General features: G+C 59.8%; 22 protein-coding genes. 14 read left to right on the top strand and 8 right to left on the bottom strand.

Annotated elements, in window-relative coordinates; genetic code table 11:
• Positions 1-17: 17 nt before the first annotated feature.
• Entirely contained in the window at positions 18-683 is a 666-nt protein-coding gene (gene elbB, locus GH769_RS23750) for an isoprenoid biosynthesis glyoxalase ElbB (RefSeq protein ID WP_032902239.1), read from the bottom strand.
• A 115-nt stretch (positions 684-798) separates the two neighbouring features.
• Here elbB and GH769_RS23745 point away from each other — a divergent pair, with 115 nt between their 5' ends.
• Positions 799-2,034 carry a sterol desaturase family protein gene (locus GH769_RS23745; RefSeq protein WP_020301805.1) on the top strand — a complete coding sequence of 412 codons (1,236 nt, stop codon included), beginning with the start codon at positions 799-801 and terminating at the stop codon, positions 2,032-2,034.
• Here the strand turns inward: GH769_RS23745 and GH769_RS23740 are convergent.
• Positions 2,015-2,650, bottom strand: coding sequence for a DedA family protein (locus GH769_RS23740; protein WP_014720433.1), 636 nt, complete (start codon positions 2,648-2,650; stop codon positions 2,015-2,017). The genes GH769_RS23745 and GH769_RS23740 overlap by 20 nt on opposite strands.
• Positions 2,651-2,858: 208 nt before the next feature.
• Here GH769_RS23740 and hemB point away from each other — a divergent pair, with 208 nt between their 5' ends.
• Positions 2,859-3,872 (top strand): porphobilinogen synthase, encoded by a 1,014-nt coding sequence (gene hemB / locus GH769_RS23735; protein WP_019819828.1) that lies wholly within the window; start codon positions 2,859-2,861, stop codon positions 3,870-3,872.
• A gap of 18 nt (positions 3,873-3,890) precedes the next feature.
• Complete coding sequence (gene ppk1, locus GH769_RS23730; protein WP_014720431.1) at positions 3,891-6,113, top strand: polyphosphate kinase 1; 2,223 nt, start codon at positions 3,891-3,893, stop codon at positions 6,111-6,113.
• A gap of 128 nt (positions 6,114-6,241) precedes the next feature.
• Here ppk1 and ppx read toward each other — a convergent pair whose 3' ends face one another.
• Complete coding sequence (gene ppx / locus GH769_RS23725) at positions 6,242-7,744, bottom strand: exopolyphosphatase (protein ID WP_003195352.1); 1,503 nt, start codon at positions 7,742-7,744, stop codon at positions 6,242-6,244.
• Positions 7,745-8,222: 478 nt separating this feature from the next.
• On the opposite strand from ppx, the gene GH769_RS23720 reads away from it, so the two are divergent.
• The 4 genes from GH769_RS23720 to GH769_RS23705 all read left to right on the top strand — a co-directional run bounded on the left by GH769_RS23720 (position 8,223) and on the right by GH769_RS23705 (position 12,727).
• Positions 8,223-8,870, top strand: a complete 648-nt coding sequence (locus GH769_RS23720; RefSeq protein ID WP_014720430.1) for a DUF1120 domain-containing protein — start codon at positions 8,223-8,225, stop codon at positions 8,868-8,870.
• Between the two features lie 120 nt (positions 8,871-8,990).
• Entirely contained in the window at positions 8,991-9,677 is a 687-nt protein-coding gene (locus GH769_RS23715) for a fimbria/pilus chaperone family protein (RefSeq protein WP_093114399.1), read from the top strand.
• A gap of 7 nt (positions 9,678-9,684) precedes the next feature.
• A complete protein-coding gene (locus GH769_RS23710; RefSeq protein WP_177480900.1) occupies positions 9,685-12,186 on the top strand; it encodes a fimbria/pilus outer membrane usher protein in 2,502 nt (833 codons plus the stop codon).
• Positions 12,152-12,727 carry a hypothetical protein gene (locus tag GH769_RS23705; RefSeq protein WP_108538234.1) on the top strand — a complete coding sequence of 192 codons (576 nt, stop codon included), beginning with the start codon at positions 12,152-12,154 and terminating at the stop codon, positions 12,725-12,727. The genes GH769_RS23710 and GH769_RS23705 overlap by 35 nt, the downstream gene beginning before the upstream one ends.
• On the opposite strand, the gene GH769_RS23700 is transcribed toward GH769_RS23705, so the two are convergent.
• The 4 genes from GH769_RS23700 to GH769_RS23685 are packed head-to-tail and all read right to left on the bottom strand — an operon-like array spanning position 12,699 to position 15,538.
• Positions 12,699-13,436: an amino acid ABC transporter ATP-binding protein gene (locus tag GH769_RS23700; RefSeq protein WP_032902243.1), complete on the bottom strand. Its 738-nt coding sequence runs from the start codon at positions 13,434-13,436 to the stop codon at positions 12,699-12,701. The two genes, GH769_RS23705 and GH769_RS23700, sit on opposite strands and share 29 nt — an antisense overlap.
• Complete coding sequence (locus GH769_RS23695; RefSeq protein WP_032894590.1) at positions 13,423-14,073, bottom strand: amino acid ABC transporter permease; 651 nt, start codon at positions 14,071-14,073, stop codon at positions 13,423-13,425. Before GH769_RS23695 ends, GH769_RS23700 begins: the two co-directional genes overlap by 14 nt.
• Complete coding sequence (locus GH769_RS23690; RefSeq protein WP_014720424.1) at positions 14,070-14,738, bottom strand: amino acid ABC transporter permease; 669 nt, start codon at positions 14,736-14,738, stop codon at positions 14,070-14,072. The genes GH769_RS23695 and GH769_RS23690 overlap by 4 nt, the downstream gene beginning before the upstream one ends.
• A gap of 14 nt (positions 14,739-14,752) precedes the next feature.
• Complete coding sequence (locus tag GH769_RS23685) at positions 14,753-15,538, bottom strand: transporter substrate-binding domain-containing protein (RefSeq protein ID WP_014720423.1); 786 nt, start codon at positions 15,536-15,538, stop codon at positions 14,753-14,755.
• 256 nt (positions 15,539-15,794) lie between these two features.
• Between GH769_RS23685 and GH769_RS23680 the strand changes: the two genes are divergently transcribed.
• The 6 genes from GH769_RS23680 to GH769_RS23655 all read left to right on the top strand — a co-directional run bounded on the left by GH769_RS23680 (position 15,795) and on the right by GH769_RS23655 (position 23,067).
• A complete protein-coding gene (locus GH769_RS23680) occupies positions 15,795-16,490 on the top strand; it encodes a FadR/GntR family transcriptional regulator (protein ID WP_014720422.1) in 696 nt (231 codons plus the stop codon).
• Between the two features lie 120 nt (positions 16,491-16,610).
• Positions 16,611-16,940 carry a thioredoxin TrxA gene (gene trxA / locus GH769_RS23675; protein WP_014720421.1) on the top strand — a complete coding sequence of 110 codons (330 nt, stop codon included), beginning with the start codon at positions 16,611-16,613 and terminating at the stop codon, positions 16,938-16,940.
• 234 nt (positions 16,941-17,174) lie between these two features.
• Positions 17,175-18,434, top strand: a complete 1,260-nt coding sequence (rho, locus tag GH769_RS23670; protein ID WP_003176825.1) for a transcription termination factor Rho — start codon at positions 17,175-17,177, stop codon at positions 18,432-18,434.
• Positions 18,435-18,590: 156 nt separating this feature from the next.
• A complete protein-coding gene (locus tag GH769_RS23665; RefSeq protein WP_020301811.1) occupies positions 18,591-20,573 on the top strand; it encodes an acyltransferase family protein in 1,983 nt (660 codons plus the stop codon).
• 59 nt (positions 20,574-20,632) lie between these two features.
• The gene (gene ubiD / locus GH769_RS23660; protein WP_003195329.1) at positions 20,633-22,099 is read left to right on the top strand and encodes a 4-hydroxy-3-polyprenylbenzoate decarboxylase; all 1,467 of its coding nucleotides are present in this window, start codon (positions 20,633-20,635) and stop codon (positions 22,097-22,099) included.
• Entirely contained in the window at positions 22,099-23,067 is a 969-nt protein-coding gene (locus tag GH769_RS23655) for a CDP-6-deoxy-delta-3,4-glucoseen reductase (protein ID WP_014720419.1), read from the top strand. The genes ubiD and GH769_RS23655 overlap by 1 nt, the downstream gene beginning before the upstream one ends.
• Before the next feature lie 121 nt (positions 23,068-23,188).
• On the opposite strand, the gene GH769_RS23650 is transcribed toward GH769_RS23655, so the two are convergent.
• Complete coding sequence (locus GH769_RS23650) at positions 23,189-23,671, bottom strand: hypothetical protein (protein WP_014720418.1); 483 nt, start codon at positions 23,669-23,671, stop codon at positions 23,189-23,191.
• Positions 23,672-23,998: 327 nt separating this feature from the next.
• On the opposite strand from GH769_RS23650, the gene GH769_RS23645 reads away from it, so the two are divergent.
• Positions 23,999-26,386 (top strand): TonB-dependent siderophore receptor, encoded by a 2,388-nt coding sequence (locus GH769_RS23645; protein ID WP_032902245.1) that lies wholly within the window; start codon positions 23,999-24,001, stop codon positions 26,384-26,386.
• The last annotated feature ends 11 nt before the right edge of the window (positions 26,387-26,397 follow it).

Raw genomic sequence — 26,397 nt, 5'->3', positions numbered from 1 at the left:
CCTACAGAAAGAGGGCGTCAGTCGTTCTCGTGAGTCAACTCCAACACCCGATCCACCAGCTTGTTGATGCCTGACGCCACCTCGCTGATGTTCTTGCCCAGCATGTAGGCCGGCGTACTCACCAGCTTGCGCGCCTGGTCTTCGACGATGTCCTCCACGGTGCATTCGAGGTGGGTGGCGCCCATCTTGTCCAGGGCTGCGGCGGTGCTGGCATCGTTGCCGATGGTGCAGGTCACGCCAGGGCCGTAGATCTTGGCGGCCAGGGCCGGCGAAATGCAGATCAACCCCACCGGCTTGCCCGCTTCGGCAAAGGCTTCAGCCAGTGCCAGCACCTGAGGGTTGATGCTGCAACCGGCGCCTTCCACGGCAAAGTTCGACAGGTTCTTGGCCGCACCAAACCCGCCCGGCACGATCAGCGCGTCAAAGTCTGCGGCGTTGGCTTGGCCTATATCCTTCACGGCGCCGCGGGCGATACGCGCGGATTCCACCAGCACGTTGCGCGACTCGGGCATTTCTTCGCCCGTGAGGTGGTTGATCACGTGCAACTGCGCAACGTCGGGTGCAAAGCATTCCACTTGAGCGCCGCGCTGGTCCAGGCGCAGCAGGGTGATCACGCTTTCATGGATCTCTGCGCCGTCGTACACGCCACAGCCGGAAAGGATCACTGCAATCTTTTTGCTCATGGGCATTTCTCCTGATTCATGGCGTTAAATGTCTACTAATTTGTAACCTGTTGCCAATGGGATCTCACGTCGCTGCACCTAATCTTGATGTAACAAAAATAGACCGGACTAGCCCATGGACTTCGTGCCTTACGCAGTACCGTTTTTTATCGCCCTGATTGTGGTGGAGTTGCTGGCCGACCGTTGGCGCGGCGCGCGCAACTACCGAGTGGCGGATGCCATCAACAGCCTCAGCACCGGTGTGCTGTCCACCACCACCGGCTTGCTCACCAAGGGTGTGGGCCTGCTGACCTACGCCTTCGCCCTCAAGCACCTGGCGTTGTTCGAGCTGCCGACCCAGAGCGCCTGGACCTGGGTATTCGCCTTTGTATTTTATGATTTCTGCTACTACTGGCTGCATCGCATGGGGCATGAACGCAACATCCTGTGGGCCGCGCATTCGGTGCATCACCAGAGCGAGGACTACAACCTCAGCACTGCCTTGCGCCAGACCAGCACCGGTTTCCTGCTGAGTTGGATCTTCTACTTGCCCCTGGCGGTGGTTGGTGTGCCGCTGGTGGTGTTTATCAGCGTAGCGTCGCTCAACCTGCTGTATCAATTCTGGGTCCATACACGCCATGTTCCCAAGCTCGGCTGGGTCGAATGGTTTTTCGTCACACCGTCCAATCATCGGGCCCACCATGCACAGAACGCTCTCTACATGGATCGCAACTACGGCGGGGTGTTCATTATTTGGGACCGGCTGTTCGGCACCTTCCAAGAGGAAGACGATAACGAACCGGTGATTTTCGGCGTAACCACACCCCTGGCCAGTTGGAATCCGCTGTGGGCCAACCTGCAGTTTTATGCGCAGCTCTGGAGCGACGCCAGGCGTACTGAGCGTTGGTGGGACAAGCTGCGCATCTGGTTCATGCGCACCGGTTGGCGGCCGGCGGACGTCAAGGCCAAGTACCCGATGGCCAAGCCGGACCTGAGCCAGTTCCGCAAATTCGAGGTGCCACTGGACATGCGCCAACAGGTCTACATCGCCTTGCAGTTTGCGGCTTATGTGGGGTTTGGCAGCTATCTGATGAATGTGGGTGAGGGCTCGCCCACCTCGGCGCTGGTCCTCGGTTGGGGCGCAATGGCACTGGGATTGTTTACCCTGGGGGTTGCGCTGGAGAATCGCCCATGGGCACTGAAGGCCGAGCTGGCGCGCCTGGTGCTGAATGTTCCCTTGGTATGGCTGGCGCCGCTGGCAGGGTTGTGGCCCGCCAGCAACCTGGGCTGGCTGGGCCTGGCGAGCTACAGCCTGCTCAGCCTCATCGGCCTCTACTGTTGCAGAAGCCGGCTTACTCGGTGGGTGTCTTAGGCGTTTCGATCGGGGCTGGCTCGTTAGCCAGCCGAGCCTTGGCCTCGGCACAGGCTTGGCGGGCGATGCGGGCATTCTTGAAGCGACGGCGCAGCCACAGGCCAAAGCCCAGCACCAGCAAGGCGCCCAGTACCCACAGCTCGTATTTCTTGACGCTGCCGAGCATCCCTTCCAGCACCGCGCCAAAGTGGTAGGCCGCCGCCCCCAGTGCCGCGGCCCAGATCGCCGCGCCAATACCGTTGAGGACCAGGTAGCGCAACGGTGGATAGCCGGACAGGCCAATCGCCACGGGCATCACCGTGCGCAAGCCGTAGACGAAGCGGAAACTCAATACCCAGATATCCGGATGCTTGCGGATATGTTCCAGCGCCTTGTCGCCCATCAATTGCCAGCGCGGCTTGCGCGCCAGCAACTTGCGGCCGTGCTTGCGCCCCATGTAGTACCAGAGCTGGTCGCCGGCGTAGCTGCCAAAAAAGGCAACGACCACCACCAGGTTGATATCCATGTAGCCACGGAACGCCAGGAAGCCTGCGAGTACAAGGATGGTCTCGCCTTCGAAGAACGTGCCGAGAAAGAGGGCAAAGTAGCCGAAGTCATGCAGAAATTGTTGAAGCATGGTCTAGGGTGCTGGCGAAATGAACGCGCAGCCTACGCCTTCACGAAGATTCATGAAAGTATCGAGATGTGTCACGAAGTGAACAATTCCTATGCAAATGACGAATGGGACTACAGGTCGCGTCGATAAGCACAACTGTCATTCATTCGTCATAATGGCCGCTTATAACTGCAACGCTCGCCCGTAAACACGGGCTCAGGAGTCTGTCGTGAGCTTTACCCCTGCCAATCGCCTGTTCCCTGCCACCCGTCTGCGTCGCAATCGTCGTGATGATTTTTCTCGTCGCCTGGTACGTGAAAATGTACTGACCACGAATGATCTGATCCTGCCGGTTTTCGTGCTCGACGGCGAAAATCGCCGGGAAGCGGTGGCGTCGATGCCGGGTGTGGAGCGTCTGACCATTGATTTGTTGCTTGAAGAAGCGGCGAATTGGGTCGAGTTGGGCATTCCGGCGCTGGCGCTGTTTCCGGTGACCCCGGCGGAACTCAAGTCCCTGGACGCCGCTGAAGCCTGGAACCCCGACGGGATTGCCCAGCGCGCCACCCGTGCCTTGCGCGAGCGCTTCCCGGAGCTTGGGGTGATCACTGACGTGGCCCTGGACCCGTTCACCACCCACGGCCAGGATGGCATTCTTGACGAAGACGGTTATGTGCAGAACGACATCACCGTCGATGCACTGGTCAAGCAGGCGTTATCACACGCGGCTGCGGGCGCCCAGGTGGTTGCACCGTCGGACATGATGGACGGGCGCATCCAGGCGATTCGCGAAGCCCTTGAGCTGGCCGGTCACGTCAATGTGCGGATCATGGCCTACTCGGCCAAATACGCCAGCGCCTACTACGGCCCATTCCGCGATGCGGTAGGCTCGGCGCTGAACCTGGGCAAGGCCAACAAGGCCTCGTATCAGATGGACCCGGCCAACAGCCAGGAAGCCCTGCACGAGGTGGCTGCCGACCTGGCCGAAGGCGCCGATATGGTGATGGTTAAGCCGGGGATGCCCTACCTTGACATTCTTTACCGGGTCAAAGAGGAATTCAAAGTGCCGACCTTTGTCTATCAGGTCAGCGGTGAATACGCCATGCACATGGCGGCCATCCAGAATGGTTGGTTGAGTGAAGGGGTGATCCTCGAATCCCTGACTGCCTTTAAACGTGCCGGCGCTGATGGCATTCTGACCTACTTCGCCGCCCGCGCCGCCCAATTGCTTAGAGAGCAACAATAGCCCTCACAGGAACACTCGATGAATACCGAAGGACTCTCAGAAGTTGCCGTAAAAGACGCTCACCCGGTGGTTGAACAAGTCGCCCAGACCCCGCCGGAGCTGGAGCCCGCACCGCCTGCGGTGGTGGCCGAAGCGCCTGCGCCGGCGCCGGTGGCCGTGGTCACCAACCTGGATGACAGCAGCCTGTACATCCACCGCGAGTTGTCACAACTGCAATTCAACATCCGCGTGCTTGAGCAGGCGCTGGATGAGTCCTACCCCTTGCTGGAGCGGCTGAAATTCCTGCTGATCTTCTCCAGTAACCTGGACGAGTTCTTCGAGATCCGTGTTGCCGGCCTCAAGAAGCAGATCACCTTTGCCCGTGAACAAGCCGGTGCCGATGGCCTGCAACCGCACCAGGCCCTGGCGCGTATCAGTGAGCTGGTGCACGGCCATGTAGACCGCCAGTATGCGATCCTCAACGACATCCTGCTGCCGGAGCTGGAAAAGCACCAAGTCCGCTTCATTCGTCGTCGTCACTGGACCGCCAAGATCAAGACCTGGGTGCGCCGTTACTTCCGGGACGAGATTTCGCCGATCATCACGCCTATCGGCCTCGACCCGACGCACCCGTTCCCCTTGCTGGTGAACAAGAGCCTCAACTTCATCGTCGAACTCGAAGGTATCGACGCTTTCGGCCGCGATTCGGGCCTGGCGATCATCCCGGCGCCGCGTCTGTTGCCTCGGATCATCAAGGTACCGGAAGAGGTAGGGGGCGCTGGCGACAACTATGTATTCCTGTCATCGATGATTCACGCGCACGCCGACGACCTGTTCCAGGGCATGAAGGTCAAGGGCTGCTACCAGTTCCGCCTGACCCGTAACGCCGACCTGGCGCTGGACTCCGAAGACGTTGAAGACCTGGCACGTGCCCTGCGCGGCGAACTGTTCTCACGGCGCTATGGCGATGCGGTGCGCCTGGAAGTGGCGGACACCTGCCCGAAACATCTGTCGGACTACCTGCTCAAGCAGTTCAACTTGGCAGAATCGGAGCTGTACCAGGTCAACGGCCCTGTGAACCTCACGCGCCTGTTCAGCATTACCGGCCTGGACAGCCACCCGGAGCTGCAATACAAGCCGTTCACGCCGCAGATCCCGAAACTTTTGCAAAACAGCGAGAACATCTTCAGCGTGGTGAGCAAGCAGGACATCCTGCTGCTGCACCCTTTCGAGTCGTTCACCCCGGTGGTCGACCTGCTGCGCCAGGCTGCCAAGGACCCGCACGTCCTGGCCGTGCGCCAGACCCTGTACCGCAGCGGCGCGAACTCGGAAATCGTCGATGCGCTGGTGGATGCGGCGCGTAATGGCAAAGAAGTCACTGCGGTGATCGAGTTGCGTGCGCGTTTCGACGAAGAGTCCAACCTGCAACTGGCCAGCCGTCTGCAAGCGGCCGGTGCGGTGGTGATCTACGGCGTGGTCGGCTTCAAGACCCACGCCAAGATGATGCTGATCCTGCGCCGTGAAGCCGGTGAGATCGTGCGCTACGCCCACTTGGGTACCGGTAACTATCACGCCGGCAACGCCAAGCTCTACACCGACTACAGCTTGCTGACGTCCGACGACGCGCTGTGCGAAGACGTCGGCAAGTTGTTCAGCCAGTTGATCGGCATGGGCAAGACCCTACGCATGAAGAAGCTGTTGCACGCGCCGTTCACGCTCAAGAAGGGCATGCTCGACATGATTGCCCGCGAGACCCAGTTTGCCCTCGATGGCAAGCCGGCGCACATCATCGCCAAGTTCAACTCGCTGACCGATCCGAAGATCATCCGTGCTCTGTACAAGGCCAGCCAGTCCGGTGTGCGCATCGACCTGGTGGTACGTGGCATGTGCTGCCTGCGCCCCGGCATTGTGGGCGTGTCGCATAACATCCATGTGCGCTCGATCATCGGCCGCTTCCTGGAGCACACCCGCGTGTTCTACTTCCTTAACGGCGGCGAAGAACAGATGTTCCTCTCCAGTGCCGACTGGATGGAGCGCAACCTCGACAAGCGCGTGGAGACCTGCTTCCCGGTGGAAGGCAAGAAGCTGATCATGCGGGTCAAGAAGGAGCTGGAAAGCTACCTCACCGACAACACCCACAGCTGGAGCCTGCAGTCGGATGGTCGCTACGTGCGTAACACCCCGACCGGCAACCAGAACCCGCGCAGCGCGCAGGCGACATTATTGGAGAAGTTGGGTAGCCCGATTCTGACGGTGAACTAGCCCAGGCATACGCAACTCCATGTGGGAGCGGGCTTGCTCGCGAATGCGGTGTGTCAGTCAATGCATCTGGTGACTGATCCACTGCATTCGCGGGCAAGCCCGCTCCCACATTTGTTTTGCAGTGGGCTTTAGCGCAGGTTCAGGCTGAACCCCACCCGTGTCAGCCATTCCGCTTCCTGGGCGAAGTCCGCCTGGGTCAGCTGATTTTCATCCAGCCAGCCTTTGGGGAACATCACTTCCAGGCTATCGCCATCGGCGTGCAGTTTGACCTGGGGCATTTCCTGGGTGCCGCGGATGTGGTGGAACAGGATCGCAAAGCGCAGCAGCGCGCACAGGCGGATCAGCTTGATGCCGTCTTTACCGAATTCGGCAAACTTGTCCTTGGGAATATTACGGCGATGGCCGCGTACCAGCAGCGCGAGCATCTGTTGGTCTTCCCGGGAGAAACCGGCCAGGTCCGAGTGTTCGATCAGGTAGGCGCCGTGCTTGTGATAATGGTAGTGGGCGATGTCCAGGCCGACTTCATGCACCTTGGCTGCCCAGCCGAGTAACTCGCGCCAGACGCCGTCTTCCAGGTCCCAGTCCTCGGCCACCTGGTCGAACGCGTGCAGGGCTTTGCGCTCCACGCGTGCGGCTTGTTCCAGGTCAACGTGATAACGCTCCATCAGCGAGCTGAGGGTGCGCTCGCGCACGTCTTCGTGGTGGTGCCGGCCCAGCAGGTCGTAGAGCACGCCTTCGCGCAGGGCGCCGTCACAGTGGTCCATGCGTTGCAGTTCGAGGGCGTCGAAGATGGCTTCGAGAATTGCCAGGCCCGCAGGGAAAATCGCACGGCGGTCGGGCTTGATGCCATCGAAGTCGATTTTCTCTGCATCCCCCAGCTTGAACAACTTGCGCTTGAGCCACGCCAAGCCCTCGGCGTTCACCTCGCCGGTGCCATGGCCACCGGCTTTCAAGGCCAGGCCGATGGCACGGATGGTGCCGGACGAGCCGATGGCTTCATCCCAGGTCAGTCGGTGCAAGGCGTGTTCGATGCTCATGATTTCCAGACGCGCTGCGGTGTAGGCCTGGGCATAGCGCGCCGGAGTGATCTTGCCATCCTTGAAATAACGCTGGGTGAAACTCACGCATCCCATCTGCAGGCTTTCACGCAGCAGCGGTTCGAAACGCTGGCCGATGATGAACTCGGTGCTACCGCCGCCAATGTCCGCCACCAGGCGTTTGCCGGGCGTATCGGCCAGTGTGTGTGACACGCCGAGGTAGATCAGGCGAGCCTCTTCACGGCCCGAGATGACCTCCACCGGATGCCCGAGGATTTCCTCGGCGCGATGGATGAACTCGTTGCGGTTGCGGGCCTCGCGCAAGGCATTGGTGCCAACGATACGCACTGCGCCTGGGGGCATGCCGTTGATCAGTTGCGCAAAACGCTTGAGGCAATCGAGGCCGCGCTGCATGGATTCTTCATTGAGCTTGCGCTCGTCGTCGATCCCGGCGGCCAGTTGCACTTTTTCGCCGAGCCGCTCAAGGATGCGGATCTCACCGTTCTGGGCCTTGGCCACGACCATATGAAAGCTGTTGGAGCCCAGGTCGATGGCGGCGATCAAGGACAGATTCTTGGCTTGGGATTGCGGCATGGTTTGAGGATCTCGGTCGATAACCTTGCCATCGTGCCACGATCGACCGCTGACGCCAACGCGTTGTGCTTCGGTAATTGGACCGATGCTGTCTGTAGGGAAATCTCTGGGAAGTGTAGGGCAGCTTCGCAAGCTTTAAACGAATAGGTAATCCGATACCGTGAGGCGTTTTAACTGTATGTCGTCGTAAGTTGTGTATGACATTGCTTACAGTGATCGGGGCTGTAGATCATGCGATTTCAGTCAGAGGACTACTTTGCTGATCGATTAAAACCGTTGCCTAATTTAATACGGCCCACAGCAAATACCGTGTTGTCTGATTTTTTTGCCAGGCACCAAGGCGCCAGACTGTCATTCGGCAATTCTGCCTGGGTGTTATTTATTTATAGTTTTGTGTTACGGAAGATAAAGCGTTGAGCGACGGAGTCGCTAAAACCAAAATAAAGAACGCCTGTTAATTCCTAATGACAGGACGAGCATGAAAAAAATTATTGGATTAACCGTCGGTATGGTGTGCCTGGCTGCAACCCTCAATGCCCAGGCAACCACCAGTGCGCAGTTGGTCGTCAGGGGCACCATTACACCTGCTGCCTGCAACCTCAGCCTGGCGGGCAGTGGCATCATCGACTACGGCACGATTCGCTCGGGCGAATTGTCCCAAACAGCGTTTAACCCGCGCGAAGAGAGGACCACTTCGCTGGTGATCAATTGCGGCACCACGCCTGCCAGGTTCGGGCTCACGTTTACCGACCTGCAAGCGGGCAGCAAGGTGACGGGCATCCTCGGCGCGGGCTTCACCGAAGCACAGAACTATGGTTTGGGTATGGTAGGCGCCCGGCGTACCGGTGGCTATTCGGTGACTCTCAAGGACCTCAGGTCCTCCGGCACAACGCTGTTTCCGATCATGCGCAGCGGCCTGGGGGCCTGGTACAACAGCGATGGCAAAGTGGCCCAGTCGCCGAGCCAGTACTCTTGGCGTAATGGCACGACGATTACCCCTGCCGCTATCAGCCAATTGACCGGTACGCTCGCGGTGAAAGCGGTAATCAACAAGGCTCGGGATCTGGATTTAAGCCGCGACATTTCCATTGATGGGCGCGCCACGCTTGTATTGAGTTACATCTAAATAACTGAAAGCAGCCGATCAAGAAACTAACCCTTTCTTATTGGCTGTTTTTCTATGGCTGCGCGATTGCCAATCGTCAATGGCATGAGTTGAGGGGAATACTGAGTGCGTGGTTTTTTAATAAGTTGTGTATGGCTGTGGCATCTTTTTTTTAGTGCTGTTGCCACCGCCGACGGTATGTTGCCGGAAACAACAGTGGTGGTGCTTTATGAAGAGGACGGCGAAGCCACCCTGAGTATCAAGAACACCGATGCGGGGCCCGCGCTGCTGCATTCCGTAGTTGAGAATGTGCCTGAAGACCTGGAGCCGCTACTGATTGTCACACCGCCAGTTACCCGTGTGGAGGCAGGCGACACCCAGCTGGTGCGTTTTATCAGCACCCTGAAACAGCCGCTCAAGACCCAGCGGCTCAAGCGCGTGTCGTTTGAGGGCATCCCCCAGGCGCGGGCTGCGGGTGGTGCGACCATTGGCATCACCCTGCGGCAGAATTTGCCGCTTATCCTGCACCCCCAAGGCCTGCCGCGACACCATACGCCGTGGGAATTGTTGACCTGGAAGCGCGTCGGGGACCGGCTCAGCGTCCACAACGACAGCGCCTATGTGGTGCGCCTGGCGCCAGATGTGCAGCTGCTGCCACAAGGCACACTGGCGACATTGCCGCGCACTTACATCTTGCCGGGTGAGGCATTGGTGGCGAAGGGCGAAGGTACTCTGGGCAATGTGGCTCAAGTAGAGATCCAGCCCGCCACGGTCTACGGGTTTTCGGTAGACAGCTACCGAGCGCCGGTCATCACCGATGAAGGTTGATCGGTTCATGAGGCTTCCTTCGAGGCGCGACATTGCCGGTACTGCCTGGCCCGGTCGATCCACGTTATCCATCGGCTTTGCGGCGCTCTGGAGTCTGCCTGGTATGGCGACCGCGCTGGAACTCGGGGAAGGGTTTGACCTGGCGGCCCTCACAACCCACGGCATAGACCCCAAGGTTGCCGATTACTTTCGCAGTGCGGCGCGCTTTCGCGAAGGTGTCCAGGTGGTGGGGTTGCGGGTCAATGGCAACCCGCTTGGGCGGGTGGATGCCCGGTTTGGTTCGCAGGGTGAGTTGTGTTTCACCCCAGGTTTACTTGAGAAGGCCGGGCTGGTTAAACCCGGCACAATCCTGCAGCCCGGCGCCAGGCCCGACCAGGCCTGCCATGACTTTCTCGGCACATTCCCGGCGACGATGGTGCGGCTGCGCCCCGGTAACGACGAAGTGGTACTGGTGGTGCCGACACAGGCCTTGCGCGAATCCCAGTGGGAAAGCGGGAATTTTTCCCACGGTGGCGCGGCAGCGTTGTTCAACTATGACGTGCTGGGTTACGACAGCCATTTGCGCAGTGGGCCCAGCCGGTTCGTGTCGGCTTATACAGAGGCGGGCTTCAACCTCGACGACTGGATTGTCCGCAGCCGTCAGTTCTATGTGTCTGACAACGGCCAGACCCGTACCGAACACTTGCACGCTTATGCCCAGCGGGATATCGCCGGGTTGCAGTCGACGTTCCAGGCAGGCCAGATCTCCAGCAATAACCCGTTGTTTGGCGGGATCCAACTGTCGGGCGTGCAGTTCTCCCCCGATGGGCAGGCCAGAACACCCGCAGGCGGCAATAACGCAGTGGCCGAGGGGTTGGCCCAAAGCCAATCGCGGGTTGAAATACGCCAGTCCGGTGTGTTGGTCCACAGTACGTTGGTGCCTGAAGGACCGTTCCGGCTGACGGGCTTGCCCCTGCTTAACACCACCAGCGACCTTGAGGTCAGTGTAATTGACGTGCGGGGTGCCAAGCGCAGTTTCGTGGTGCCGGCGGCATCGTTCGCGGGGGCTACCCCGGCGGCGCCTGGATACTATTTGTCGGTGGGCGAGTTGCGCAGAACGGCGGGTGAGGAAGGGCCTTCACCGGTGATCGCCATGGGCAGTGGTACCTGGGGGCTGGGGAGCCACTCGTCTGCGGGTTTTGGCTTGTTGAGTACCGATGACTATTGGGCGGCAGGGGGCACCCTGAGCAGCGTGTTTTTCCAGCGGGTTTCTGTCAACGCACGCCATAACCTGTCCCGGGACAGCCAGAAAGCCGTGTCCGGCTCACGCAGCAGCCTGTCACTGAGCAGCCCGGTCGGGGCCAATATCGACGTCAACCTCAGCGCCACTACCCAGACGCGTGGTTACCGTGAAGTCACTGAAGTGGGCCAGTCGCTCAGGGCCGATGATCTCGATTCCCACTTTAAAAACCAGTACACCGCGGGCGTGAGCTGGGCCGACCCCACGCTGGGCGTATTTTCTTTGAATTACACCCGCAGCGCTCAATTTGGCGGGCAAACCAGCGAGCATGTGTTTGCCTCATGGAACAAGTCGTTTGGCCATGCCGATGTGGCGCTGATCGCTGATTCACAGGTAGGTGGTTCACGGGCTGGCCGTGACGCCACCTATACAGGCAGCCGGCGTGATCGTGCCGTGGATAACGATGTGTCCCTGCGGTTGCAGGTCAGCGTGCCGCTGGGCGGCGATCGCCGTGTGAGCAGCTACACCAGCCGCCGTGGGGAGCAATTTACCGCGGGCACTGCACTGAGCGAGCGGGTCAACGAGTATGTGAACTACGAAGTGGGAGTTGAGCGTGACATGCGGGCCAGGGAGCAATCGTTGCGTGGGCAAGTGGACTTGTTGCCACGCTATACGCGAGTGGGCCTGGGCGTTAGCCGTGACCCGCTGGGCACCAGCTACACCGGCCAATGGCAGGGTGGTGCGGTGGCTCACGAAGGCGGGCTGACCTTTTCGCCCTACAGCGTGCAGGACACGTTCGGCATCGTCTCGGTCGGCGATATCGGCTCGGCGAAAGTCGAGACGCCACAAGGCCCGGTATGGACCGACTTCAGCGGCCAGGCGGTAATCGCCGGCTTGCCGGCCTACACCAACAGCCGCGTCCAGGTGCAGACCCCTTCCTTGCCCAAACGGGTGGACCTGAAAAACGGCACCCAGGTCCTTGCGGCAGGCCGAGGCTCGTTCAATAACGTGGATTTTGACGTGGTGAAAGTACGCCGGATGCTGGTAACCGCCAACGATCAGCACGGCCGACCATTGCCTCAGGGCGCCTCGGTCTTGGGCAAGGGCAATCGCTTCATCACCAGTGTGGTGGGCGAGGGCATGATTTTCCTCAACGACGTCTCCGAGTCGCAAAGCCTGAAAGTTTCATTGCCGGACTCTTCCACTTGCCTGTTGCACATCGACCCCGAGGCCAAGCCTGACAATGACAAATTCTATGAAGCGGTATCGGCGGTGTGCCAGGGTGGTTAAGCGTGCAAGCCTGCCCTTGGCCCTGTTATGCATGTTGCTGGCGGCACTTGATGCGCAAGCTGAAAACTGTCGGCTATCGCTGAGCCAGTCGCGCATCGACTATGGGCCGATATACCGGGATGCAGTGGTTGAAAATGCCGCTGTGGTGCTGGCTACCCGCACGTTCAGCATGACCGTGCTCTGCGCGGAGCCGGCGGCAATGGCCCTGCGTTTTGTCGCAGCGCCTGCCGATGGGCAAGGGTTTCGGTTTGGTCGTGAGGGGCGTTTGCGCTTGCGTCTCAAGCATGCCCAGGTCGACGGGCGAGCAGTCGGCTGGTCGTCTGCTCAAGCACCTGATGAGTCGGCCAGCGGCCAGTTGTTACCCGGCCAGGCCTTGATTGCGCGAGTCTCAGGTGTGCCGGTGACAGGGCGCAGGCTCACCGCCCAGGTCGATATCGACACCGAACTGCCCTTCGACGCGTTGATGGTACGCACGCAGGCCCACCTTGAAGGGCAGGGCCGTTTCGAACTGGTTAGCCCGGCTGTTCCACCGAGCCAATGAAGTTAGCCAGCTCGGCCGTTTTCGGGTTGGCGAACAGTACCTTCGGGTCACCGGTTTCATGTACCTTGCCCTGGTGCATGAACACGAGCTTGTCGCCGACCTCACGGGCAAAACGCATTTCGTGAGTCACCATGATCAGGGTCATGCCGTCCTGAGCCAGTTGGCGCACCACGCTCAGCACTTCATTGACCAGTTCGGGGTCCAGGGCTGAAGTGATCTCGTCGCACAGCAGCACCTTGGGCGACATGGCCAGGGCGCGGGCAATGGCGACGCGCTGTTGCTGGCCGCCGGACAGGCGATCGGGAAAGGCGTCGAATTTTTCGCCCAGCCCGACCCGGTCCAGCATCTGCCTGGCCAGTTGGGCGGCCTTGGCCTTGGGCACTTTCTGCACCACTTGCGGCGCCAGCATCACGTTCTCGCCCACGGTCAGGTGCGGGAACAGATTGAATTGCTGGAACACCATGCCGACCTTCTGCCGCAGGCTGCGCAGGTCGGCGCGGGCGGCGTCGAGGTATTCGCCATCGACTTCGATTACACCGTCGTTGATCGACTCCAGGCCATTGAGGGTGCGCAGCAAGGTGGACTTGCCCGAGCCGCTGCGGCCGATGATCGCGACCACCTGGCCTTCGTCCACCGTCAAGTCGATGCCCTTGAGTACGTGGTGATCGCCGTAATACTTATGCAGGGCAGAAATTCTAAGCAGAGGCATGCAGTCTCCTTTCCAGGTAGCGCGCACTGAGGGACAAGGGGTAACAGAGCAAAAAGTAACCGAGGGCCACCAGGCCGTAGACCATGAAGGGTTCAAAGGTGGCGTTGGCGAGCATGCCGCCCGTCTTGGTCAGTTCGGTGAAGCCGATGATCGAGGTCACGGCGGTGCCTTTGACCACCTGCACCGAAAAGCCCACCGTCGGCGCGACAGCAATGCGCAGCGCCTGGGGCAGGATCACATAGCGCAGTTGTTCAAGCGGGTTGAGGGCCAGGCTGGCCGAGGCTTCCCATTGGCCGTGGGCAATGGAATCGACGCAACCGCGCCATATTTCAGCCAGGTAGGCACTGGTAAACAGGGTCAAGGCAATTGCCGCTGCCAGCCAGGGCGATATGTCCACGCCAAGCAGGGCAACGCCGAAAAACACCAGGAACAGCTGCATCAGCAGTGGCGTGCCCTGGAACAGTTCGATATAGGTGCGGGCCATATTGCGTGGGAACGCTTTGCGGCTGATGCGCAGGGTCATCACCAATAAGCCGATCAGGCCGCCGCCCACAAACGCCACCAATGACAGCAACAGCGTCCATTGCAGGCCGGTCAGCAGGTTGCGCACAATGTCCCAGAACGAAAAATCACTCATCGGCTGTTCCTCATGACAAACCGTCGGCCGATCCAGTTGAGCAATTGGCGAATCATCAGCGCCATGCACAGGTACACCAGGGTGGTCAGGGCATAGGTTTCAAAGGCACGGAAATTACGCGACTGGATAAAGTTGGCGGCAAAGCTCAATTCTTCAGTCGCAATCTGCGAACACACCGCCGAACCGAGCATCACGATGATGATCTGGCTGCTCAGGGCGGGCCACACCTTGCCCAGGGCCGGCAGCAGCACCACATGGCGAAACGCTTCAAAGCGCGTCATTGCCAGTGCCGCGGCCGCCTCCAGTTGCCCCCGTGGGATGGCCTGGATGCCGGCACGGATGATCTCGGTGGAGTAGGCCCCCAGGTTGATCACCATCGCCAGCACGGCGGCTTGCCACTCGGTAATTTTCAACCCGAGGGATGGCAGGCCGAAGAAGATGAAGAATAGTTGCACCAGGAACGGCGTGTTGCGGATCAACTCGACATACACACCAAAGACCCACGCAAACGGTTGGATCTTCCACGCCCGTACCACGGCGCCGACAGTGCCCAGGGCCACGCCGAGGATGGCGCCAATGGCCGTCAGCTCAAGGGTGAACAGCGCGCCACGCAGGAGCAGGTCGGTATTGGCCAGCACCGGCACAAAGTCGAATTGATAGGCCATCTTTGAGCTCCGCGTCAGAGGTCGGCAGGCAGCGGTTCTTTGAGCCACTGCATCGCGTTTTTCCCAAGGCTGCCGTCAGCCTTGGCTGCCACCAGGATCTGGTTGACCTTTTCCAGCAGCGCCGGCTCGTTCTTGTTCACGCCTACGTACACCGGCGAATCCTTGAGTTTCACCTTCAGTGCCGGTACGCGCTTGGGGTTGCGTTCGCTGATGGCCACCATGACCACGTTGCCACTGGCGATCAGGTCGACCTGGCCGGCCAGGTAGGCGGCGATGGTGGAGTTGTTGTCTTCAAAACGCTTGATCGTGGCTTCCTTGGGCGCTACCGCGGTCAGCTCGATGTCTTCGATGGCGCCACGGGTCACGCTGATGGTCTTGCCCTTGAGGTCGTCGAGGCTGGCGATGGCGGCATCAGGCGGCCCAAACACGGCAAGGTAGAACGGCGCGTAGGCGTTGGAGAAGTCGATGACCTTTGCGCGCTCGGGGTTTTTGCCCAGGCTGGAAATAACCAGGTCGACTTTGCCAGTGGTGAGGAACGGTATGCGGTTGGTGCTGTTGACCGGTGTCAGTTCCAGCTTGACCTTGAGTTGGTCGGCCAGCAGCTTGGCGGTGTCGATGTCCAGGCCCCGGGGTTGCATGTCAGGGCCGACCGAACCAAACGGCGGGAAGTCCTGGGGGACGGCAACCTTCAGGGTGCCACGGGCGACGATGTCATCCAGACCACTCGCCTGGGCGGGTGCCTGGCTCAGCATCAGGCTGGCAAACAGGGCAGTGAGCAGGGCGCTGTAGCGCTTGGTCATGGCAACTCTCCGAAAAAGGCGAAGGAATTTTCTGAGTTTGCCCAGTGCACAGCCCATGCCAGCACCGTTCGGATCGTCTGCAAGGCTGATTTTTGTTGAGGTGCAGTGGTCTTACTGGTCTGAACAGTGGTCAGGTTTCCCGCACCCTTTTCGAGCGTTTGCAAAAAGCCGCGAGCGCCTTTGGGGCGTGGCTTGCAGCCAGCTATGAATAGTTTTACAACGGGTCACACACGCTATCGGGAACCCTGAGCTTTTTATGAATTCCATTGCCCAAGCCGTACCGGAAGCGGCCTTGCAGGCCATCCGCAAACTGATCAAGGAGCAAGGCTTTGGGCCGGGCGACGCGCTGCCATCCCAGCGCGACCTGGCCCTGCAATTGGGGGTGAGCCGGGCGTCGTTGCGTGAGGCGCTGTCGTCCCTCAGCGCTTTGGGCGTGGTCAACGTGCAGCCGGGCAAGGGCGTGTTCGTGCAGGACGTGCAAGAGGCACCGGGGTTCGCCTGGCCCTTCGCGGCGCAGGCCACGCCGCCGGATATCTTCCAGCTGCGCTACGCCTTGGAGGGGTTTGCGGCGGGGTTGGCAGCAGTGACACTGACCCTCGATGCACTGGACAGCCTGCAAGACAACGTCCAAGCCATGCGCAAAGTGCTCAAGGCGGGCGACTTCGAAGCGGCCGCCCGCCTGGACTTCGAATTTCATCAGCGTATTCTGCTGGCCAGCGGTAACCAGGCCATGGTGAGCATCCTCAGCGCCAGCGCCGAGGTGTTTCTGGAAAGTCAGAAGCTACCGTTCATCCGGCCGGAACGGGCCATGGAAACCTGGCAGGAACATCGCAGAATCCTGCGCGCCCTGGCCCGCCGCAACAGTACGGCGGCGCAGAAAACCATGCAGGAACATATACGTAATGCAGCGTTGCGCACGGGCATTGCGTTCATGACGCCCGCCACGCCGTGACAGAGTCATACCCACGCTCATTCAACCTCATAGCAAGACTCAATCAGACGCGGCTTCCTGAACAGGGGAAGGGCGGCTATGATGGGCAACGTTTTTTTTGCTTACAATCCGGAGACATCCATGAGCAGCGATCTTATCAAGCACGTCACCGACGCGACCTTTGAAGCCGAAGTCCTCAAGGCTGACGGCCCGGTGCTGGTTGACTACTGGGCTGAATGGTGCGGCCCTTGCAAAATGATCGCTCCGGTCCTGGACGACATTGCAACCACCTACGCAGGCAAGCTGACCATTGCCAAGCTGAACATCGACGAGAACCAGGACACCCCGGCCAAGCATGGCGTGCGTGGTATCCCGACCCTGATGCTGTTCAAGAACGGCAATGTCGAAGCGACTAAAGTGGGTGCTCTGTCGAAGTCCCAGTTGCAAGCTTTCCTCGACGCGAGCCTCTAAGCGTCGTCAAAAAAGCCCCGCAAATTGCGGGGCTTTTTCGTAAAACAGGGCTAGACGCTCCGAAATCCAGGTGGTACATTCGGCCCCGCAGTGGTTTCTCCACTGCCCCCTGCAAGCCGTCGCCGACGCATTCCTTTTCGATTAGTACGCGATCCTGTCGCCTTCTCTGCGGCGCGGCCTCATTAAGCCAAAAGCTTAATTTCCCCCCTCCATAAATGATTACGTCATTCCTATATGAATCTGACTGAACTCAAGCAAAAGCCGATTACCGACCTGCTCCAACTGGCCGAAGAAATGGGCATAGAAAATATGGCCCGTTCGCGCAAGCAGGACGTGATTTTCTCCCTGCTCAAGAAGCACGCGAAAAGCGGCGAGGAAATCTCCGGTGATGGCGTGCTGGAGATTCTCCAGGACGGCTTCGGCTTCCTCCGCTCTGCAGATGCGTCCTATCTCGCCGGCCCAGATGATATCTACGTCTCGCCGAGCCAGATCCGTCGCTTCAACTTGCGCACCGGTGACACCATCGTTGGCAAGATCCGTCCTCCGAAGGAAGGCGAGCGTTACTTCGCCCTGCTCAAGGTCGACACGATCAACTTCGATCGCCCCGAGAACGCGAAAAACAAGATTCTCTTCGAGAACCTGACGCCGCTGTTCCCGACCGTGCGCATGAAGATGGAAGCCGGTAACGGCTCCACCGAAGACTTGACCGGTCGTGTGATTGACCTCTGCGCTCCAATCGGCAAAGGCCAGCGTGGCCTGATCGTCGCACCGCCGAAAGCCGGTAAAACGATCATGCTGCAGAACATTGCAGCGAACATCGCACGTAACAACCCTGAAGTTCACCTGATCGTACTGTTGATCGATGAGCGTCCGGAAGAAGTGACCGAGATGCAGCGCACCGTGCGCGGCGAAGTGGTTGCCTCGACGTTCGATGAGCCGCCAACCCGCCACGTGCAGGTTGCCGAAATGGTGATCGAGAAGGCCAAGCGCCTGGTCGAACACAAGAAAGACGTGGTGATCCTGCTCGACTCCATCACCCGTCTGGCCCGCGCCTATAACACCGTGATCCCGAGCTCCGGCAAGGTGCTGACCGGTGGTGTCGATGCCCACGCCCTGGAAAAACCAAAGCGTTTCTTCGGCGCTGCGCGCAACATCGAAGAAGGCGGCTCGCTGACCATTATCGCCACCGCGCTGGTTGAAACCGGCTCGAAGATGGACGAAGTGATCTACGAAGAGTTCAAGGGTACCGGCAACATGGAACTGCCTTTGGACCGTCGCATCGCTGAAAAGCGTGTGTTCCCTGCGATCAACATCAACCGCTCCGGCACCCGCCGCGAAGAGCTGCTGACCGCAGACGACGAACTGCAGCGTATGTGGATCCTGCGCAAGCTGCTGCACCCGATGGACGAAGTCGCTGCCATCGAGTTTCTGATCGACAAGCTGAAAACCACCAAGACCAACGACGAGTTCTTCCTGTCGATGAAACGCAAGTAATACAGCGTTTCAGGTCCAAAAAAATGGCGCCCTTAATGGGGCGCCATTTTTTTTGCGTCGAGATTCTGCGATTTTTGTGGCATAAGTATCCGTTAAGTAACAAAAATTGACGCGTGACTTCGCTCATCCCTTTCGTCGCAGACTGACCACATTCTTATGACCACCCTTGCTTACCGCAGAGACATCGATGGCCTGCGTGCCATCGCTGTCCTTGCAGTCGTGTTGTTCCACTTTGGTGTCCCTGGCATTACTGGCGGTTTTGTTGGCGTTGACGTCTTCTTCGTCATCTCAGGTTTCCTGATCACGTCAATTATCTGGCGTGAGCGTCAAGCTGGACGCTTCAGCTTCATCGACTTCTGGGCTCGTAGAGCCCGGCGTATCTTGCCTGCGCTGTTTGTGATGATCGCCGCGACACTGGCAGTGGGTTGGTTTCTGTTGGCGCCCAAGGACTATGAAGAGTTAGGGCGGTCTGCGCACTATCAGGTGACCTTTACGTCGAACCTGTTGTTCTCGCGCCAGCATGGCTACTTTGATGCCTCATCCGACATCAAGCCCTTGCTGCATACCTGGTCGCTCGCAGTAGAAGAGCAGTTCTATATTTTCTTCCCATTGCTGTTGACCTTGCTTTCCAGCCGTTTGAAGCACTGGCGCCTGGCATTGTTCGCGGTGCTGCTGGCGTCGTTTGGCATGAGCGTCTGGGCGGTTCAGCATGAGCCACAGAAAGCTTTCTTCCTGTTGCATCTGCGGGCCTGGGAGCTACTGGCCGGTGCGATGCTGGCGGTGCAGCCCAAGCGTGAGTGGCGCGCGTCGCGGGCCTTGGCGCAAGGGATCAGCCTGGCTTCCCTGGCATTGATCCTCATCGCTGTGCTGGGCTACGACGCGAAAACGCCGTTCCCAGGCGCGACTGCGTTGTTGCCTGTGCTGGGTGTGGTCGGGTTGATCTGGGCCAACGGCCAGCAACAGACTTGGGTCGCTCGCCTGTTGGGCACGCGGATCATGGTGGGTATCGGGCTGATCTCTTATTCCTGGTACCTCTGGCACTGGCCGGTATTCGTGTACGCCAACTACGCCGCGGTGGATGGCTTGAGCGCGCTGGAACTGGGGGGGCTGATGCTGCTTTCGCTGGTGCTGGGCTATCTGTCCTGGCGCTTCGTGGAAACGCCGTTCCGGGAAAAACGTTTGCTGGCTTCGCGTAAGGCGATTCTGGCGTCAGCCATGGTCGGCATTCTGGGGCTGGGCTTCACTGGCCTTGCGATACGCGAAGCTGACGGCGTGCCTTCGCGCTTGTCCGAACAGGCGTTGCGTTTTGCCCAGGCCAAGAAGTGGAGCCCTGACCTGCTGGCGTGCATGGCCGACAAAGATACGCCCGATGAACGCTTGTTCTGCCATTTCGGCCCGAAAGACCAATCGGTTTCGGCGTTGGTATGGGGTGACAGTCACGCTACCGCGCTGATACCGGCACTCAAAGAGGGCGCTGATCGTCACGATATCAGCCTGGTCGAAGCCAGTTTTGCCGGCTGTATTCCCCTCGATGGCCTGGAAAATATTGCCCGCTGCGCGCATTTCAACCGGCGCGTCGAGAAGGCCATGGCCGAGCAGACGTTCAGCGATGTGGTGTTGGCCGCCCGCTGGAGCCTGTATGTGTATGGGCAAATGTCCGGTGACAAGGAGCATGCACTCAAAGATCCTGGCACCGGCCAGTATGTGCGTGCCGTCGCCGAACAACGCTTTGCCCAGGGCCTGCGCGAGCGCATTCGGGACTTGCGCGCTGCCGGCCACAAGGTCTGGTTGGTCAAGGAAGTGCCGCTGCAGGAAATCATCGTGCCTTACCGTCTCAGCCGCCTGGCCATGATGAACCGGCCCGTGGACGGTGAAGGGCTCGCCGTGGCCGAGCATGTGAAGCGCCAGGCCTTTATCACGCAATTGTTTGATGAATTGGCGGCTGCCGACAGCGGTGTCGCGGTGCTGGACCCCGCGCCATTACTGTGCGGCGCCGATGGGTTGTGCCGGGTCGAACTCAATGGCCGCGCGTTGTATACCGACGATAACCATCTTTCGGACGTCGGCGCGCGACACATCGAAGCCTTCCTGGAACCGTTGTTCAGTTCGTTGCAATCACGTGGATTGACGGCCAATTAAGCTGCCAGCCGCCCTCAGAGCAGGTAGGATGTACGCCTATTTTACGGGTGGCATGGTTAATGAAATTCAAGGATCTTCGGGATTTCGTGCAGCAACTTGAGCAGCGCGGAGAGTTGAAACGTATCCAGATGCCGATTTCTCCGGTGCTGGAAATGACTGAGATTTGCGACCGCACCTTGCGCAACAAGGGCCCGGCGCTGTTGTTCGAAAACCCGACCGGCTTTGATATCCCGGTGCTGGGCAACCTGTTCGGTACTCCCGAGCGCGTGGCCTTTGGCATGGGCGCCGAGTCTGTCAGCGAACTGCGCGAGATCGGCAAGCTGCTGGCCTTTCTCAAGGAGCCCGAGCCGCCCAAGGGCTTGAAGGACGCCTGGTCCAAACTGCCGATCTTCCGCAAGATCATCGCCATGGCCCCCAAGGTGGTCAAGGACGCGGTCTGCCAGGAAGTGGTCATTGAAGGCGATGATGTCGACCTGGCCATGCTCCCGGTGCAAACCTGCTGGCCCGGCGACGTCGGCCCGTTGATCACCTGGGGCCTGACTGTCACCAAGGGCCCGAACAAGGATCGCCAGAACCTCGGTATCTACCGTCAGCAAGTCATTGGCCGTAACAAAGTGATCATGCGCTGGCTCAGCCACCGTGGCGGCGCCCTCGACTTTCGTGAGTGGTGCGAGAAGCATCCCGGCAAGCCGTTCCCGGTGTCCGTGGCCCTGGGTGCCGACCCGGCGACCATTCTCGGTGCCGTCACTCCCGTACCTGACAGCCTCTCCGAGTACGCCTTCGCCGGCTTGTTGCGCGGTAATCGCACGGAGCTGGTGAAGTGCCGCGGTAACGACCTGCAAGTGCCGGCTACCGCCGAAATCATCCTTGAAGGCGTGATTCACCCAGGTGAAATGGCCGATGAAGGCCCGTACGGCGACCACACCGGTTACTACAACGAAGTCGACAGCTTCCCGGTGTTCACCGTCGAGCGCATCACCCATCGGGTCAAGCCGATCTACCACAGTACCTACACAGGCCGTCCGCCCGATGAGCCGGCCATCCTCGGTGTGGCGCTCAACGAAGTGTTCGTGCCGATCCTGCAAAAGCAATTCCCTGAGATCACCGACTTCTACCTGCCGCCCGAGGGCTGTTCGTATCGCATGGCCATCGTCACCATGAAGAAGTCGTATCCGGGGCATGCCAAGCGGGTAATGCTCGGTGTGTGGTCGTTTTTGCGACAGTTCATGTATACCAAGTTCGTTATCGTCACCGACGACGACATCAATGCCCGGGACTGGAACGACGTGATCTGGGCCATCACCACGCGCATGGATCCCAAGCGCGACACGGTGATGATCGACAACACGCCTATCGACTACCTCGACTTCGCGTCGCCGGTATCGGGCCTTGGCTCAAAGATGGGCCTGGATGCCACGCACAAATGGCCGGGCGAAACCACGCGTGAGTGGGGCCGGGTGATCGTCAAGGATGAAGCCGTCACGGCGCGGGTCGATGCGATCTGGAAAGAATTGGGAATAGATTGATGCGTGTAACCCTGCAACCTTCCGGTGCTGTGCTGGAACTGGCCCCTGGCGAGCGAATCCTCGAAGGTGCCCGTCGCCTGGGCTATGAGTGCCCTCAGGCCTGTCGCAATGGCGTGTGCCATGTCTGCGCGGCGTTGCTGGTGGAGGGCCGGGTACGCCAAGCCGGGGAAGTGCGCGATCATGGTGAGTTCTACACCTGCATCGCCGAGCCCCTGGAAGACTGCATTGTGTTGTGGGATGGCGTACTGGCGCCAGGAGAGTTGCCGTTGCGCAAATTGTCATGCCAATTGATCGAGTGCGTGGAAGTCGGCGGCGATGTCTGGCGTGTGCGCCTGCGCGCCCCGGCCGGTAAGGCGGTGCGTTACCACGCCGGGCAATACTTGATGCTCGAACGGGAGAACGGCGAAAAGTCGGCGTTTTCTCTGGCTTCTGCGCCCCATGCCGGGCGTGAGTTGGAGCTGCATGTGCTGGTGCGCGAAGACAGTGCGCGCAACCTGATCGAACAATTGCAGCGCAACCAGATGGCTCGTGTGGAACTGCCGTTCGGTGACACCCACCTGGCCGAGTTGCCGGACGGGCCGCTGGTGCTGATGGCCGCCGGTACCGGTATGGCGCAGATGCACAGCCTGATCGAGCACTGCCGCGCTTCGGGCTTCAAGCACCCGGTGCACCTGTATTGGGGCGTACGGCGCCCGGAAGATTTCTACCAGATCGAGCACTGGGATCAGTGGCTGCAATTGCCCAATCTGTTCCTGCACAAAGTGGTCAGCGACCTGTGTGGCTGGGAAGGGCGCTGCGGTTTGCTGCATGAGGTAGTGTGCGAAGACATTGCCGACCTCAATAGCGTGCACGTCTACGCCAGCGGTTCGCCGGCGATGATCTACGGCACCTTGGACGCACTGGTCAACGCCGGCATGGATGCGCACCGGATGCGCGCCGATGTCTTCGCCTATGCCCCACGGCCCTAAGACCTTGCGCTGCAAAATGTGGGAGCTGGCTTGCCTGCGATAGCGGTGGGTCAGCGCCTCATTTGCCGCCTGGCACACCGCTATCGCAGGCAAGCCAGCTCCCACCCAGGACCGTGCTGTGTCAGAAGCGCACGCCAGTCGTCACCATTGCTGCGTTGAACCCGAGCAGCACCAGCTCCGCCGCCACCGGCCCGTAATGCGTTCCCACCGATGGAATGATCACCGGCGCCACACCGAATCGGTTCAACGGGATCTTGTCGCGGTACTCGCCGCGATAGCCCTGGATCAGCCCGCCGGTCAACTTCGCATACACCGGATAGTCGGCCATGTCATAGCGCTTGCCCGCATAGGCGTAGTACGAGCGTTGGCGGAACGAGTTGCGAAAGGTCACCCCGCCATACACCAGGCCCGACGCCTCATTGCGCTCCAGGCCGATCAAGTCCTGCTTGTTGTTGTGTTGCGGGTCGGGTGCAAAGTGCCGGGTGTAGATGCTGGTCTGGGCGTACCAGAAGCCTTTGTCGTCAGTGACCGTTGGCGTTTCGCTAGCCAGTGCTGTGGTGGCCTGGGCAAGCAATAGCAGGCCAGGCAATCGGAATTTTTTCATGGGCGACCTCGGTAGTCGATTTGATGAGCGGCTAAGTGGGTCGTTATAGGCGCGTCAGTTTGACGGCTTGGCACCCGCCCAGGCTGAACCGGGGCTGAAAGTACCGGGATTAGCCGCGTGGATCCTGACGAATGGGCGAGTGTGCTTATGCTTTTTCTTATTCTTTTAAGGTATTTATTCTGGTTGATGAATATCTTTAAGCTATATCGCAACGGACTACCGACTTCATCGACCATAACCAGATACTGACCGCCACCGCCCGCCAGCCGGATCGATCGTACGAACTTCGCGCATTGCAGTTCTATTTTTGATTCAAAGGGGAGCGGTATGGGCAGCGACAGGAAACACGCGCTATACACGGCGATTTTGTCGGCAAATTTGCTGACCGTTGTGGGATTCAATCCAGTTCTGGCAGACGAAACATCTGCGGTTGATGCACCTAAACTCGACACCGTGATCGTCACCGGCACCCGCGCCCAAGAGCGCACCGCCAGTGCATCGCTGTCGCCAATCGACGTTATCTCCGGTGAAACCCTGCGCAGCACCGGCTCCGATGAGCTGGGTGCCGTATTAGCGCGCCTGATTCCGTCGATCAACTTCCCCCGACCAGGCCTGGTGGACGGCGCCGAACTCGTGCGTCCGGCGCAGTTGCGCGGCTTGTCGCCGGACCAGGTATTGGTACTGGTCAACGGCAAGCGTCGCCATACCAGTGCCTTCGTCAATCTGGGCGGTGCGGTTGGGCGCGGTTCGGCTCCGGCAGACTTGAATGCCATCCCGCTGTCGGCGGTGGACCATATCGAGGTGCTGCGCGACGGCGCTTCTGCCCGTTACGGCTCCGATGCGATCGCCGGGGTGATCAACGTGATCCTCAAGCACGCCGACCATGGCGGCTCGGTTTCCAGCAAGTTTGGCGAGTACAAAAAGGGTGACGGCATCCAGCGTAATGTCAGCGGTAATACGGGCCTGGCATTGGGCGACAATGGCTTTATCAACCTGTCTGCCGAAGGCGCCGACAACGATTACACCAACCGCGCCGGCAACGACTACCGCCCCGGCAGCATCGGCTCTACTACTTACGGCCAGCGTGTGTTCCGCCAAGGTGAGCCGGCCACCAATGAAGGCAAATTCCAGTTCAACTCGGAGTATGCCTTCAACGATGCCGCCGAGTTCTACACCTTCGGTGGCTACAGCAAGCGGCGCGGTGAAACGGCAGCCTTCTACCGGGCAAGCAACGCGTCCAACAACATCAAGGCGCTCAACCCCAACGGCTACCTGCCACTGATCAAAGGCAACCTGGAAGACACCTCGCTGGTAGTGGGCTTGCGCGGCCTGCTGGCCTACGACTGGCATTACGACTTGTCGGCCAACTACGGCAAGAACCAGTACGAATTGGGGACTGAAACCATCAACACCTCACTGGGCCTCGCGACGCCGCGTAAATTCAATAACGGCACACTGAGCAACGATCAGAAGCAAGTCAGCCTGGACCTGTCCCGTGAATTCGATGTGGGCTTTCTGCCGTATCCGGTCTCTGTGGCGTTCGGCGGTGAGTACCTGCATCAGGGCTATGAAATCGAGGCGGGCGAGCCCGCGTCCTATTACCAGACCGGCAGCTCCGGCCTGGGTGGTTTCCGCGATGCCGATGCCGGTACCAGCACGCGGCATAACTGGGCGCAGTATCTGGACCTGGAAACCAACTTCACCGAAAAGCTCAGCGCCTCGGCTGCCGTGCGCCATGAGGATTACAGTGACTTTGGTTCCAACGTCAGCGGCTCGCTGTCGGCCCGCTACGACTTCACCCCCCAGGTGGCCGTGCGCGGCAGCATCTCCAACGGTTTCCGTGCGCCGTCCCTGGCCCAGCAGAATTTTGCCTACACCTCATCGCAGTTGATCGGTAGCACCATCCAGGAAGCCGGCACTTTCCCGGCCAACAGTCAGGTCGCGCGCCTGCTGGGTGCCGAAGACCTCAAGGCCGAAAAGTCGCGCAACTACAGCCTCGGCCTGGTGCTCGAGCCGGCCGATGACCTGACCGTCACGCTCGATGTGTACCGCATCGACATCCGCGACCGCATCAGCCTGTCGTCCAACCTCAATCTCAACCCGGCCACGGTGGCCTACCTGCAAGCCAATGGCGTCGGCAATATCAACTACACCACGGCCCGTTACTTCACCAACGCCACGGACACCAGCACCGATGGCGTCGATCTGGTAGCCAACTATCGCTACCAGCTCGATAACGGCATTCGCTGGAACAGTACCGTGGGCTACAACTACAACCACACCAAAGTCACCGACGTGAAAGCCAACCCCGCGATTCTCGACAGCCTGGGGGCCAACCTGGTGCGGGTGGACCGCCGCGAGCGTATCGGTTTGCTGGGCGATACCACGCCCCAGCACAAGCTGAGCCTGGGCAATGACTTCACCTTCGGTAATTGGGCGCTGCACACTAACCTGGTGCGCTATGGTGAGTTCACCAGTTATCAGACGGACAAGGTCAACGATCAGACCTTCAAGGCCGCCTGGGTGCTGGACCTGTCAGCGGATTACAAGTTGAAGAACTGGACCTTCACCCTGGGTGGCGACAACGTCACCGATAAGTACCCGGAGAAGGTTAACGCCTTCGCCAGCAGCGGCGGCAACCTCGCCTACAGCACTTTTTCGCCGTACGGTTACAGCGGCGCGTTCTATTACGGTAAAGTCGCTTACAACTGGTAACACACAGGAGG

Origin of the sequence: Pseudomonas sp. CFSAN084952 (genome assembly GCF_009648855.1) — a bacterium.
Taxonomy (GTDB): Bacteria; Pseudomonadota; Gammaproteobacteria; order Pseudomonadales; family Pseudomonadaceae; genus Aquipseudomonas; species Aquipseudomonas paracarnis.
The sequence above is the reverse complement of the archived record's forward strand: the minus strand, read 5'-3'. Positions and strand labels throughout refer to the sequence as shown.